This is a genomic window from Halomonas sp. YLB-10 (assembly GCF_003856855.1).
GTDB lineage: Bacteria > Pseudomonadota > Gammaproteobacteria > Pseudomonadales > Halomonadaceae > Halomonas > Halomonas litopenaei.
The window spans coordinates 169,429-182,310 of sequence record NZ_RRCU01000005.1; the positions used below are offsets into that span (position 1 = coordinate 169,429).

12 protein-coding genes are annotated in these 12,882 nt (G+C 64.5%); 10 read left to right on the top strand and 2 right to left on the bottom strand.

Annotation, left to right across the window (positions count from 1 at the left end):
* Positions 1-32: 32 nt before the first annotated feature.
* The 3 genes from uvrD to EBB56_RS12835 all read left to right on the top strand — a co-directional run bounded on the left by uvrD (position 33) and on the right by EBB56_RS12835 (position 3,783).
* The gene (uvrD, locus tag EBB56_RS12825) at positions 33-2,237 is read left to right on the top strand and encodes a DNA helicase II (protein WP_124804539.1); all 2,205 of its coding nucleotides are present in this window, start codon (positions 33-35) and stop codon (positions 2,235-2,237) included.
* Between the two features lie 39 nt (positions 2,238-2,276).
* Positions 2,277-2,492, top strand: a complete 216-nt coding sequence (locus tag EBB56_RS12830; protein WP_258183932.1) for an aquaporin — start codon at positions 2,277-2,279, stop codon at positions 2,490-2,492.
* A 190-nt stretch (positions 2,493-2,682) separates the two neighbouring features.
* Positions 2,683-3,783 carry a TRAP transporter substrate-binding protein gene (locus tag EBB56_RS12835; RefSeq protein WP_108131970.1) on the top strand — a complete coding sequence of 367 codons (1,101 nt, stop codon included), beginning with the start codon at positions 2,683-2,685 and terminating at the stop codon, positions 3,781-3,783.
* A gap of 208 nt (positions 3,784-3,991) precedes the next feature.
* On the opposite strand, the gene EBB56_RS12840 is transcribed toward EBB56_RS12835, so the two are convergent.
* The gene (locus tag EBB56_RS12840) at positions 3,992-4,399 is read right to left on the bottom strand and encodes an acyl-CoA thioesterase (protein WP_124804648.1); all 408 of its coding nucleotides are present in this window, start codon (positions 4,397-4,399) and stop codon (positions 3,992-3,994) included.
* 184 nt (positions 4,400-4,583) lie between these two features.
* Between EBB56_RS12840 and EBB56_RS12845 the strand changes: the two genes are divergently transcribed.
* From EBB56_RS12845 to EBB56_RS12875, 7 genes are all read left to right on the top strand, one after another.
* Entirely contained in the window at positions 4,584-5,537 is a 954-nt protein-coding gene (locus tag EBB56_RS12845; RefSeq protein WP_260425358.1) for a PstS family phosphate ABC transporter substrate-binding protein, read from the top strand.
* Positions 5,538-5,621: 84 nt separating this feature from the next.
* Entirely contained in the window at positions 5,622-6,830 is a 1,209-nt protein-coding gene (locus EBB56_RS12850) for an ABC transporter permease subunit (RefSeq protein ID WP_124804540.1), read from the top strand.
* On the top strand, positions 6,827-8,392 hold the full coding sequence (pstA, locus tag EBB56_RS12855; protein ID WP_260425360.1) for a phosphate ABC transporter permease PstA: 1,566 nt from the start codon (positions 6,827-6,829) through the stop codon (positions 8,390-8,392). Before EBB56_RS12850 ends, pstA begins: the two co-directional genes overlap by 4 nt.
* Positions 8,393-8,478: 86 nt before the next feature.
* Positions 8,479-9,252, top strand: coding sequence for a phosphate ABC transporter ATP-binding protein PstB (pstB, locus tag EBB56_RS12860; RefSeq protein ID WP_045994491.1), 774 nt, complete (start codon positions 8,479-8,481; stop codon positions 9,250-9,252).
* A 32-nt stretch (positions 9,253-9,284) separates the two neighbouring features.
* Positions 9,285-10,019: a phosphate signaling complex protein PhoU gene (gene phoU, locus EBB56_RS12865; protein ID WP_124804541.1), complete on the top strand. Its 735-nt coding sequence runs from the start codon at positions 9,285-9,287 to the stop codon at positions 10,017-10,019.
* Between the two features lie 139 nt (positions 10,020-10,158).
* A complete protein-coding gene (gene cysZ, locus EBB56_RS12870; protein ID WP_124804542.1) occupies positions 10,159-10,887 on the top strand; it encodes a sulfate transporter CysZ in 729 nt (242 codons plus the stop codon).
* An 80-nt stretch (positions 10,888-10,967) separates the two neighbouring features.
* The gene (locus EBB56_RS12875) at positions 10,968-11,303 is read left to right on the top strand and encodes a YnfA family protein (protein WP_221621174.1); all 336 of its coding nucleotides are present in this window, start codon (positions 10,968-10,970) and stop codon (positions 11,301-11,303) included.
* A 190-nt stretch (positions 11,304-11,493) separates the two neighbouring features.
* Here EBB56_RS12875 and phoR read toward each other — a convergent pair whose 3' ends face one another.
* Positions 11,494-12,822 carry a phosphate regulon sensor histidine kinase PhoR gene (gene phoR / locus EBB56_RS12880; protein WP_045991648.1) on the bottom strand — a complete coding sequence of 443 codons (1,329 nt, stop codon included), beginning with the start codon at positions 12,820-12,822 and terminating at the stop codon, positions 11,494-11,496.
* Positions 12,823-12,882: the final 60 nt, after the last annotated feature.

Consider the following 12,882-nt stretch of genomic DNA (forward strand, 5'->3'; position numbering starts at 1 on the left):
GCCCATTTTCGATCTCGAGCGGTGCCTTCTCCATGGACGACGTCACGGCGATCATCGACGGCCTCAATGCGGCGCAGCATGAGGCGGTCTGCGCTCCCCAGGGCAATATGCTGGTGCTCGCCGGCGCCGGTTCCGGCAAGACCCGCGTGCTGGTCCATCGCATCGCCTGGCTGATGCAGGCGGAAGGTCTCTCGCCCTACGCGGTGCTGGCGGTGACCTTCACCAACAAGGCCGCCAGGGAAATGCGCACTCGCCTGGAGGCGTTGCTGGGGATCTCGCTGCGCCACGTCTGGGTGGGTACCTTTCACTCCATCGCCCACCGCCTGCTGCGTACCCACTGGCAGGATGCTCGTCTGCCCCAGCACTTCCAGATCATCGACTCCGATGATCAGCTACGTCTGATCAAGCGCCTGTTGAAGGACAACAAGATCGACGACGAGCGTTTTCCGCCCCGTCAGGTGCAGTCGTTTATCAGCGGCTGCAAAGAGGAGGGATTGCGTCCTCACCAGGTCCGGATCAACGGTGACGCCTACGTGGAGCAGATGGTGGCGCTGTATGACGTCTACCAGCTGACCTGCGAACGTGGTGGCCTGGTCGACTTTGGCGAGCTGCTGCTCAGAAGCCTCGAGCTGTTGCGCGACAATCCTGCTCTGCTGGCCCACTATCAGGAGCGCTTCGCCCACGTACTGGTCGACGAGTTTCAGGATACCAACACCCTGCAGTATGCCTGGCTGAAGCTGTTGACCGGACAGCGCACGCCGATGACGGTGGTCGGCGATGACGACCAGTCGATCTACGGCTGGCGCGGGGCGCGGGTGGAAAACATTCGTCGCTTCGAGCAGGAGTTCAGCGACACCAAAACGGTGCGCCTGGAGCAGAACTATCGCTCCACCAGCGCCATCCTCGACGCCGCCAACGCCCTGATCAAGCAGAACTCGGATCGCATGGGCAAGGAGCTGTGGACCGCCGGCAGTCGTGGCGAACCGATTTCTGTCTACGCCGGTTTCAACGACATGGAGGAGGCGCGCTTCATCGTCGACACCATCAAGGAAAAGGTCGACGAGGGGTTCAAGCGCCAGGAGGTGGCCATCCTCTATCGCTCCAACGCCCAGTCCCGCGTCATCGAGGAGACCCTGATCCGCCAGGGCATGCCCTACCGCATCTACGGGGGCCAGCGCTTCTACGAGCGCCTCGAGATCAAGAACGCCCTGGCCTACCTGCGGCTGCTGCTCAACCGCGACGACGATGCCTCGCTGGAGCGGGTGATCAATGTCCCTGCCCGCGGTATCGGTACCCGCACGGTGGAGGGACTGCGCGATCGCGCCCGTCGTACCGAAGTGTCGCTGTGGCAGGCGATCCACGACACCCTGACCGACGGCTCGCTCAAGGGGCGTGCGGCCAACGCCGTGGGTGCCTTTGCCAATTTGATCGAAGGCCTCGACAACGACACCTCGGGGATGGCGCTTCACGAGATCATCGCCCACGTGAATCAACGCAGTGGTCTGATCGACCATCATCTGAGCGAGAAGGGGGAAAAGGGGCAGGCCCGGGTCGAGAACCTGGAAGAGCTGATCAACGCCGCCCGTGCCTTCACCCAGGGCGAGACGCTGGACAACGTCGAAGCCGGGGAGGGCATGGCCGCGCTGGAAGCCTTTCTGGCCGAAGCTGCCCTCAACGCCGGCGAGCACGAGGCCGACGAATTCGAGGACAGCGTCCAGTTGATGACGCTGCACTCGGCCAAGGGACTCGAATTTCCCATCGTGTTCGTGGCCGGGGTCGAGGAAGGCCTGTTTCCCCACCGCATGTCGCTGGAAGAACCCGGGCGCCTGGAGGAGGAGCGCAGGCTCTGCTACGTAGGGGTCACGCGCGCCATGCAGAAGCTCTACCTCACCCACGCCGAGATCCGTCGCATGCACGGCAAGGAGACCTTTCAGCGCCCGTCGCGCTTTCTGCGTGAATTGCCGGAGTCGCTGCTCGAGGAAGTGCGTCTGCGTGGCCAGGTGTCACGTCCGGTCAGCGCCCGGCCAACGCCGTCGCGCTTCGCCCAGACGACCGTGGAGGCGAGCGGCGATCTACCTGCCTTGTCGCTGGGCCAGCGGGTACGCCATCCGGTATTCGGGGAGGGGGTCATCCTCAACGCCGAAGGAGAGGGCGAGCGGGCCCGTGTCCAGGTCAGCTTCGAAGGCCACGGCGACAAGTGGCTGGTGCTGGGCTTCGCCAAGCTGGAGGCGCTGTAGCGGGGTCTCAGTCTAGTCATCAAGGCGCCGGTGACCGCCATGGGCCTGCTGACACTGATCCATCTGATCAGCATCCCGGTGACCAATACCTCGGTCAATCCGGCGCGCAGCACGGCGGTGGCGGTGTTCGTGGGTGACTGGGCGCTGGCGCAGCTGTGGTTATTCTGGGTGGCGCCGCTGATCGGTGGTGTGCTGGGTGCGCTTGTCTACCGCCTGATCGGAAGCGCTCGACCGGTGGGCGAGCAGGCGACCTGAGGTGACTTGAGCAAGACGCAGGAAACCGGCCCGGCCATCGCCGGGCCGACCTGCATGGTGGTGGCTTGCAGGCGAATTTCGCTTTGCCGCATACTGCTTGGCGGACACCACGCCGAGCGCGGGGAATGGCGCTTCAGCGCGGCTCCCTGCGCTCCCGGCGTCGACACTACAAGCTTCAGGAGCTCGCCCCATGGAACGTCGTTCCTTCCTCAGGACAGCCGGCCTCGGCGCCGCCGGCGTGGCCGCCGCCCCCTTCGTCAATACCGCCAGCGCACAGGAAACCATCACCTGGAACATGGTGACGTCCTGGCCCAAGAACTTTCCGGCCCTCGGCACCGGAGCCAACGATCTGGCAGCGCGTATCGAGCGGATGTCCGGCGGACGCATGAAGGTCAGGGTCCATGGTGCCGGCGAGATGGTACCGCCGATGGAGGTCTTTGACGCCGTGTCCCAGGGAACCGCCGAGATGGGCCACTCCGCTTCCTACTACTGGCGGGGAAAGGTCGCGGCTTCTCAGTTCTTTACCGCCGTGCCTTTCGGCATGACCACCACCGAGACCAACGCCTGGCTGTACTACGGCGGCGGCCAGGAGCTGTGGGACGAGCTCTACGCCGACCACAACCTCAAGCCTTTCGCGGTGGGTAACACCGGCACCCAGATGGCTGGCTGGTTCAAGAAAGAAATCAACTCGCTCGAGGATATGCAGGGCCTCAAGCTGCGTCTGCCAGGGCTCGCCGGCGAGGCGATGGCCGGGATCGGCGTGACCACACTGACCATACCGGGTAGCGAGATCTTCACCTCCCTGCAGACCGGCGTGCTCGATGCCGCCGACTGGGTGGGGCCCTACAATGATCTGGCCTTTGGTCTGCATCAGGTGGCTGACTACTACTACACCTCGGCCTGGAATGAACCCAGCGCGGTGCTGGAGGGCACGGTCAACCTGGATGCCTGGAATGCGCTGCCCGATGACCTCAAGGCGGTGGTCAATGAAGCCGCCAAGGCCTCCAACCTGGCCATGATCAGCGAATTTGCCTTCCGCAACGCCGAGGCCCTGGACGCCCTGGTCAACGAGCATGGCGTCAAGCTGCGCTCGTTTCCGGAGGAAGTACTGGCGGCCCTGCATGACTCCTCGCAGCAGGTGCTGCAGAAGCAGGTCGATAACGACGAGGCGTCGGCGCGGATCTACGAGTCCTATCGCAATTTCCAGCGCCAGGTACGCAAGTTCTCTGACGTCGGTGAGTTCGCCTACCTGAAGGCCCGCGATAGCGTGCTTGGCCAAGGCGAGTCCTGACGCCAGACGAGGCTCAAAAGTGGTGGCACAGACCCGGCGGTGACGGGCCTGGCGAGGTGATGAAGGCTAGCGACGGAAAACCAGGCGCGCCGCGGGCGCGCCTCTCTTGAAGGGCTATCTTGCAGGTCTAGTTCGCAGGACTAGCTTGCAGGTCTAGCTCGCACCTCTCTCTTGCCGGTCGCGTTCCCAGCTCTTGCTGAGGTATCGCTCAGGTATCGGATCGGACGCCGCGTATGCGACCGTTGTCATCCAGTGCCACCATCACATGGCGTGCCTCGGTGACCTTGTGCAGGTCGGCGTCTTCGGCGTCCTGGAGGGACCGGATCCAGACCTCCACGTCGATCTTGATGGAACTGTGGCCGATATCGCGCACCTCGGTGTAGACGCAGACCAGCGAGCCGACACGCACCGGGCACAGAAAGTCCATGCCTTCGATGGCGACGGTGGCGGTACGTCCCATCGCCTCGCGGCTGGCGGTCCATTCCGCGGCCTGATCCATCAGGCCCACCAGCCAACCTGCCGGGATATCGCCGTGGGCATTGGTATGCTGTCGTGTCGCGGCCAGCTGGAGCGTCAGCTGTCCCTTTGGCACGGGAACGTCATCGAGTTCTGTCATCATGGTGGGCGGCGCCTGGTCGTGGATGTTGTTGTGTCGTCATGGTACCCACCCGGGTCAGTCTTTCTCTACCGTTGGTGTCATGAAACGCCCAGGGGAGCGCATGTCTAGGTTGTCGCGTTGCATAGGTGCGCTCAAGCGCACGCTGTTGTCTTCAAGCTCGGGACCAGGAGCGGTGTCGAACGTGGCATCGAGAGCGGCCTCGAGCCTGATATCGGGTCTGGTGTTGGCCGCCATGCTGGTGTCGGCGAAGGTTGCCGCCCATGACGTGGCCGGCTCTCTCGATGCGATAGGCTCGGATACCATGGCGGAGTTGATGCTGCGATGGGGCGAGCAGTTCGAAGAACAGCGACCGGGGGTCAGGCTGCAGCTTCAGGTGGCTGGTTCGGCCAGTGCACCGCCTGCCCTGATCGCCGGCACCACCCTGCTGGGCCCCATGTCCAGACCCATGCAGGAGGACGAGTCCGCGGCCTTCATCGAGCGCCATGGCTACGCGCCAACGCCGGTGGTGGTCGGCAAGGATGCCCTGGTGGTGGTGGTCAATCGCCACAACCCCTTGTCTCGACTGTCTCGAGCAGAGCTCGATGCGATCTTTTCCGACACCCTCGCGTGCGGTGCCAGCGAGAGCATCGAGCGCTGGCAGCAGCTGGGGCTCGAGCGTCCGGGGGGCACCATCCACCTGTATGGGCGCAACGCGGTCTCCGGCACCCATGGATTGTTTCGTCGCCGCGCCCTGTGTGACGGCGAATTCAAGGTATCGGTCATGGTGTCGGCGGGCTCTGCCGCCGTGGTGGCCGCCGTGGGTGACGATCCCGCAGGCATCGGTTACGCCGGCCTGAATCACTTGAATGCGGACGTCAAGGCGGTAGCGATCGGCAACGCCGAAGACGGGATTCTTCCGCGCCGACAATCGCTGCGAAGCGGCGGCTATCCGTTGTCACGGGACCTGTTGATCTACGTCAATCGCCCCCCCGAGGGCGAGCTTCCCGACGTCGAACGGGCCTTTCTCGACATGGTGCTGTCACCCTCGGGCCAGCGGGTGGTCAAGGAGCTGGGTTTCGTGGCGCTGCCGCCGTCTGTGCTGGCCGCTCAGCGACATGCCCTGGGGCTGGCTGAACTGCCACGGGACGGGCCTTGAGAGATGCCAGGCCCCGGTCGGGTTGTCATCTGGGTGTCATGAAGTTGTCGTAATCTTTCGCTATATACCGATGGCCCAAGATCAATGTCTGACCCTTCTCCGATAACCTCACTGCACCAGACGAGACAGCGACGTGACCGCCTGGCGACCATGCTGATCACGGCCGGAGGGGTTGGCGTGCTGTTGGCGGTGGTCGCCATTGCGGTATTTCTGCTGGTCGAGGTCCTGCCGCTGTTCTGGCCGGATGGCGCAAGCTTTCCGCTGAAGGCGCTGTGGTCATCGCCAGACGTGAGCGGCGAGCCCGAGTATCGCTGGCTGCCCCATCGGCTGGATGACGCCGCGGTGCCCCAGGCGAGCCTGGCCCCGCTGTTGTGGGGCACCCTGGAAGCGGCCGCCTGGGCGTTGGTGGTGGCGATTCCCCTGGCCCTGGGTGCTGCGGCGCACTCCAGCCTGTACATGTCTCCCGGCCTGCGCGCACGGCTCAAGCCGACGCTGGAGCTGATGGAGGCGATGCCCAGCGTGGTGCTGGGGTTTATCGCGGGTCTGGCGCTGGGGCCCTGGGTCGAACGTCACCTGGCGCAGTCGCTGTCGATGGTGGTGGTGCTGCCCGCGGCGGTGGTGCTGCTGGCGTTGGGCTACCGGTGGTTGCCCGATCGGCTGAAGGCTGCCCTGACGTTACGCTGGGCGGCCCTGTGGTTGATCCCCTGCCTGTTGCTGCTGGTGTGGCTGGCGATGAGCGTGGCGCCGATGTGGGAAGGATGGTGGTTCGATGGCGACCTGCGCCTGTGGGTCGAGGAGTCCTGGGGGCTCGACGTGCAGGCACGCAACGCCTTGATCGTCGGGCTGGCCATGGGTTTTGCCGTGATTCCCGGCATCTACGCGCTTGCCGAGGATGCGCTGAGCGATGTGCCTCGGGAGTTGGCCGAAGGCGCCCAGGCCATGGGTGCGACCCGCTGGCAGACGCTCACCCGGGTGATGCTGCCGGTGGCGCTGCCCGGTGTCTTTTCGGCGATCATGATCGGCGCCGGGCGCGCTGTGGGCGAGACCATGATCGTGCTGATGGCCAGCGGCAACAGCGCGCTGATGACGGCGAGCCCGCTGGATGGCTTGAGGTCGCTTGCCTCGAGCATCGCTATCGAACTGCCGGAAGCGGCACCCGGGGGCAGCCACTATCGGCTGTTGCTGCTGGCGGCGCTGGCCCTGTTTGCCTTCACCTTTCTGGTCAACACCCTGGCCGAGGTGGTGCGCGCCCGCCTGAAGCGTCGTTTTACCCGGCGTAAGGGGGACGCATGAAGATTCCCGGCCACACCGCGGTGGGCATGCCCGGCAAGCGGCGCACCCGAGAGGGCCCCTGGGCCTGGTTGGCAGCGGCCTCGGTGGCGCTGTCGCTGATCATGCTGGGGGCCTTGCTGGTGCTGTTGAGCGTCAAGGGCCTGTCCAATTTCTGGCCAGCGACGGTCCACCAGTTGACCCTGAAGGGCGGTGAGACGGTGATAGGGGTTCCCCTGGAGACCCGCGAACTACCTTCCAGGCAGGGACTGGAGCGGCGCTATCTGACCGCCAATCGTGATGACGGCGGTGGCATCTGGCGGTGGCTCGCCAATGACCAGATCACCGAAGACACCACGCCGGAGGATCTGGTGGTGCTGGAGCGGCGCCACTGGGGCACCTTCTTCGGGCGTCTGGTGGCCTTGCAGTCAGGTGATCAGCGCTTGACCGGTCCGGATGCCTGGACGGTGCTCGAGTCTCGGCTGAAGGAGATCAATGCCCTGCGCGACGAACGTCGGCGTCTGACCCACGACGAGATATTACCGCTGATCCGCAGCATGGAAGACCAGGATGGCCACCGCTCGGAGGATCGGCGCCTGGCCGACCTGCAGCGCCGGGCAAGTGAGCTTCAGCAGCGCATGCAAGGTGACCTGGTGGTGCTCGAGAATGGTCAGGGGCGCCGTCAGGAACAAGCCCTTGCCGAGATACTCGAGGCCTGGCGCCCCAACGCCATGGCCTGGCATGAAAAACTCGGTCACTGGGTGCGGGAGCTGTGGCAGTTTCTGTCCCAGGGGCCACGCGACGCCAATACCGCTGGTGGCGTCTGGCCGGCGATCTTCGGCACCATCCTGATGGTGCTGTTGATGTCGATTCTGGTCACGCCCTTCGGGGTGCTGGCGGCGGTCTACCTCAATGAGGTCGCCCACCAGGGTCGATTGACCCGACTGGTCCGGATTGGCGTGCGCAATCTGGCCGGGGTGCCGTCCATCGTCTACGGCGTGTTCGGCCTGGGGGTCTTCGTCTATGGCATCGGCGGCAGCATCGATCGCTGGTTCTTCGAATCGACGCTGCCCTCGCCGACCTTCGGCACCGGCGGACTGCTGTGGGCCTCACTGACCCTGGCGCTGTTGACCTTGCCGGTGGTGATCGTGGCCACCGAAGAAGGTCTTTCGCGGATCCCGCTGCACCAGCGTGAAGGCGCCCTGGCGCTTGGGGCCACGCGCTTCGAGACCTTGACGCGGGTGGTGCTGCCGATGGCCACGCCGGCGATGCTGACTGGCCTGATTCTGGCGGTGGCCCGGGCCGCCGGCGAGGTGGCGCCGCTGATGCTGGTCGGGGTCGCCAAGCTGGCGCCGCAGGTGCCGCTGGACGGGGAGTTTCCCTTCCTCCACCTTGAAAGGAAGTTCATGCACCTGGGGTATCACATCTATGACGCGGCCTTTCACTCCAGCGATGTCCAGGCGGCGATGCCGCTGGTGTATGCCACAGCGCTACTGCTGGTCACGGTGATTCTGGTGCTTAACCTGACTGCAATATTCATGCGTCACTATTTGCGTAAGCGTCATGGTGCCCCGGTGCGCCGATGATGCAGGGAGAGGCAATGTCCATCGATGGCGAGCTGCCCAAGCGTCAGCTGGCCCAGGCAAGACTGGGAAATCGACGCGGGGCGGTCATGGAGTTTTCCGCAGCCGATACCTGCCTGGATATCCAGGGTTTGACCCTGGCCTATGGCGGCAAGACGGCGCTCAAGGATCTGACCCTGCGCATTCCACGCCATCGGGTCACGGCCTTTATCGGGCCGTCGGGCTGCGGCAAGTCGACGCTGTTGCGCGCCTTGAATCGTCTGCACGACCTCAATGAGGACGTCAGTCGTCACGGCCAGATTCATCTGGACGGCCACGATATCCATGACCCCAGGGTGGCGGTGGCCGAGCTCAGGCGTCGGGTGGGCATGGTGTTTCAGGCACCGAACCCCTTCCCCATGTCGATCTACGACAACGTCGCCTTTGGCCTGCGTCTGCAGGGAGGCTTGAGCAAGCGCCGCATCGACGATGTGGTCGAATGGGCACTGAAGTCGGCGGCGCTGTGGGACGAGGTCAAGGGGCGTCTACGGGCATCGGCCTGGTCGCTCTCGGGAGGCCAGCAGCAGCGTCTGGTCATCGCCCGGACCCTGGCGGTGGAACCCGAGGTGCTGTTGCTCGACGAGCCGGCCTCGGCCCTGGATCCGATCTCGACGCTGAAGATCGAGGAGCTGATTCGCACACTCAAGCCGCATCTGACCCTGGTGCTGGTGACCCACAACATGCAGCAGGCGGCGCGGGTGTCGGACTATACGGCGTTTTTGCACAACGGTGAGCTGGTGGAGTACGGCCCGACCGACACCCTGTTCACGCATCCGCGCCTGAGGCGCACCGAAAACTACATCACTGGACGCATGGTGGGCTAGCGTCCCGCCCCATGCTTCTTCAGGAGACCTTCATGGATATCACCAGCGATACCCACAGCCAGCACATCTCGAGGCAGTTCAATCATGAGCTCGAGGAACTCAAGACCCACCTGATGGCCATGGGTGGCCTGGTGGAAAAGCAGGTGCAGGATGCCGTCAGCTCGTTGCTCGACGCCGACTCGGCACTGGCCGCTCGTGTGGTCGACAACGACCGTGCGGTCAATGACATGCAGGTCAAGATCGACGATGAGTGCACCCGCGTGCTGGCACGCCGTCAGCCGGCGGCCTCGGATCTGCGCCTGGTACTGGCGGTGATCCGTGCAGCGTCGGATCTCGAGCGTATCGGTGACGAGGCCAGCAAGATCGCACGCAACGCCATCGAACTGGTCGACGGCAACAACGGCACCCGCGGCTTCGTCGAGGTGCGCAATATCAGCGAGCACGTGCGTCACATGATGCGTGACGCCCTGACCTCCTTCGCGCGTTTCGACACCGAGCTGGCGATGCAGGTGGTGCAGGAAGACGAGCGGGTCGACAGCGAGTACCAGAGCGCCATGCGCTCGCTGATGACCTTCATGATGGAAGATGCGCGTTCGATCTCTCCGGTACTGGGCATCATGTGGATACTGCGCGCGCTGGAGCGTGTCGGCGATCACGCCAACAACCTGGCCGAGTACGTCATCTATCTGGTCAAGGGCCTTGATATCCGTCACATCGCCCCTGACGACCTCAACCAGGAACTGCTCGACGACAGCAGCACGTCTTGACCTCGACGCCCTGAGCGGCGTCAATAGGCCGGCCCCGTCAGGGTCGTTGCCTGCACTCTGAGCATCGGGCCATCGTCGAGACGATGGCCCGATGTCGTTGGGGCACTGTCATCTTCAGCCACTGCCAAGGATCGATGTCATGCTGAATGCCCTCGAGGCGGTCCGCCGCGGAACCCGCCTGGTCTATAGCCAGGGCCTGCGTCGTTATGTGTTTCTTCCCATTCTGGTCAACCTGCTGGTCTACGCCGGCATGCTCAGCTACGTGCTCGGTGAGTTCGGTGGCTGGCTCGATAGCTGGATGGCCATGGTGCCGAGCTGGCTGGAATGGCTCGACTGGCTGATCTGGCCGTTGTTTGTGGTCAGCCTCGTGCTGATCGTGTTCTTCAGCTTTACCCTGGTTACCCACCTGATCGCCGCCCCCTTCTACGGCTTCCTGGCGGCCCGGGCCGAGGTCGAGCTGACCGGCCGCGAGCCCATCGATGATCGTGGCTGGCTCAAGACCGGTCTCGACGCCCTGGGCAGGGAGCTGTTGAAGCTGGCCTACATCCTGCCGCGCATGATCGGGCTGTTTATCCTGAGCTGGATTCCGGTGATCAACCTGATCGCGCCGCTGTTGTGGGCGGCCTTCAGCGCCTGGGTCATGGCGATCACCTACCTCGACTACCCGATGGATAACAACAAGGTCAGCTTCGCCGATATGCGCAAGCGCCTGTCGGCGCGCTGGTGGCCGAGTCTCAGCTTCGGTGGCCTGGTGACCTTGATCACCTGGATCCCGCTGGCCAACCTGTTTCTGATCCCCGGGGCCGTGGCCGGCGCGGTGCTGATGTGGGATCAGCACTATCGGCAGTTGCCGGTGGTTCGGCGTTGAGAGGCACTTCCTGTGGACGTATGGCGTGTCGGTGCTGCCGATAATGGTGCGGCGTCAAAAGGGGATAGCAGGGAGTGGCCATGACGGCGCTGTTGCCAAGTCTTTTGCTCTATATCGCGGCGGCGCTGGCCGAGATCGCCGGTTGCTTTGCGGTGTGGCGCTGGTGGCGAGATGACGCCTCGGCATGGTGGCTGCTGCCCGCGGTGGCGAGTCTGGTGGCCTTCGCCTGGCTGCTCAGTCAGACCGATGCCGACTACGCCGGGCGTGCCTTTGCCGCTTACGGGGGCGTCTACATCGTGGCGTCGCTGGGCTGGCTGTGGTGGGTCGAGCAGCGCCTGCCGGATCGCTGGGACCTGATCGGGGGAGTGCTGTGTCTGATGGGTGCCGCGGTCATCCTGCTGGGGCCCAGGAGCTGATGGGAGCACGCTCGGTTCGTTCTGGCGGGGCCTAGGCGCTGTCCGAAAAGTCGACGAGCGAAGGTTAGACAAGGCAAAAATCGGTGAGAAAGCGCAGTTTACGGGGTGTAATTGAGCATTTTGACCGGGCTGGCGCACCAGCCGATTTTTAACGCCGTATTACCGAGCGCAGGCACTTTTCAGACAAGCCCTAGTGCACAGCGCCGGCGCGGCCGAGCGCCACAGGGTCGGCCGCTGCCAGCCGGCTCGAGGGAAAGATGCAGCGGAAGGTTGCGCCCTCGCCGAGCCGGGAGTCGATATCCAGGCGTGCCTCGTGGCGCAGCAGCACATGCTTGACGATGGCCAGTCCCAGGCCGGTACCACCGGTGGCGGTGCTGCGGCCCTTGTCGACCCGGTAGAAACGTTCGGTAAGGCGTGGCAGGTGCCTCGGATCGATGCCTTCGCCGTCGTCTTCCACCTCGAGGCAGGCGCCTTCGCCGTAGGCACGCCAGCGTAGCGTGATATGGGCGCCGTCACCGGCGTAGCGCACCGCATTGAAGGCCAGGTTGGAGACTGCGCTGTGCATCTCCTTCTCGCTGCCGGTGAGACTGCGCGATTCTTCGACGACCACCTCGATCTGCTGGCGGCCGCCTGACAATGCCTCGGCGTCGCGCTTGACCGCCTGCAGCAGGGTGGTGGGGTCGAGGCGAACGTGGTCGCTGCCGCCCTGGTCGTTCTCGAGTCGTGACAGCAGCAGCAGGTCGTTGACCAGATTCTGCATGCGGCGCGTCTGGCTCTGCATCTGGGCGACCCCCTTGCCCAGGCGCTCCGGCAGCATGCCGGCCATGTCGCTGTAGGTCTCCAGGTAGCCGGTGAGCACGGTCAACGGCGTGCGCAGCTCGTGGGAGACGTTGGCGACGAAGTCGCGGCGCATCTGTTCCAGGCGATGCAGACGGGTGATATCGCGGGCCATGACCAGGCGTTCATCGTCACCGTACAGGGTGATCTGGAACTGCAGGATCATGTTCTCGTCGATGGGGGAGGGCAGGCTCAGCGGTTCGCGGTAGTCACGGGCATTGAAGTAGCCGACGAAGCGCGGGTCGCGCAGCAGGTTGGTGATGTGCTGGCCGCGGTCCAGTGCCGGCTTCAGGCCGAGCATGCGCTCGGCGGAGCTGTTCCACCACTCCAGGTCGCCGTGGCGATCGAGCATCACCACGCTGTCGCGCATCGCCTCGGACGACTCCTGGATACGCTGCAGGGTCGAGCGCAGGCGGCGCTGAGTGATCCGCTGGCCCTTTTGATAGCGATAGAGGCGATCGAACAGCTCGCCCCACAGGCCACTGGCGGTGGGAGGTTCCTGCTGGGGGCGGTGGGTCAGCCAGTCGTGCATCGCGTGCAGGTTGCGCAGGTGATAGCTGAGCCCAAGCGCCAGGCCAAGGCCGATGCCTACGCTGGACAGCGAGAAGGGCCAGCCCAGCAAGGCGCCGAGACCCACCAGCACGGCCAGGCGCCAGACTTCTCGTCTCCACAGACGACCCACGTCAGTTCTCGGCTCCGTTCACCTCATCCCTCCTGGTGCTGCGTTGCGTCGATGGCTCGC

Bases quoted from the DNA above. Each gene is read 5' to 3' on its own strand.
- uvrD (WP_124804539.1), top strand. From the start codon at position 33: ATGGACGACGTCACGGCGATCATCGACGGCCTCAATGCGGCGCAGCAT.
- EBB56_RS12830 (WP_258183932.1), top strand. From the start codon at position 2,277: ATGGGCCTGCTGACACTGATCCATCTGATCAGCATCCCGGTGACCAAT.
- EBB56_RS12835 (WP_108131970.1), top strand. From the start codon at position 2,683: ATGGAACGTCGTTCCTTCCTCAGGACAGCCGGCCTCGGCGCCGCCGGC.
- EBB56_RS12840 (WP_124804648.1), bottom strand. From the start codon at position 4,399: ATGACAGAACTCGATGACGTTCCCGTGCCAAAGGGACAGCTGACGCTC.
- EBB56_RS12850 (WP_124804540.1), top strand. From the start codon at position 5,622: ATGTCTGACCCTTCTCCGATAACCTCACTGCACCAGACGAGACAGCGA.
- pstA (WP_260425360.1), top strand. From the start codon at position 6,827: ATGAAGATTCCCGGCCACACCGCGGTGGGCATGCCCGGCAAGCGGCGC.
- pstB (WP_045994491.1), top strand. From the start codon at position 8,479: ATGGAGTTTTCCGCAGCCGATACCTGCCTGGATATCCAGGGTTTGACC.
- phoU (WP_124804541.1), top strand. From the start codon at position 9,285: ATGGATATCACCAGCGATACCCACAGCCAGCACATCTCGAGGCAGTTC.
- cysZ (WP_124804542.1), top strand. From the start codon at position 10,159: ATGCTGAATGCCCTCGAGGCGGTCCGCCGCGGAACCCGCCTGGTCTAT.
- EBB56_RS12875 (WP_221621174.1), top strand. From the start codon at position 10,968: ATGACGGCGCTGTTGCCAAGTCTTTTGCTCTATATCGCGGCGGCGCTG.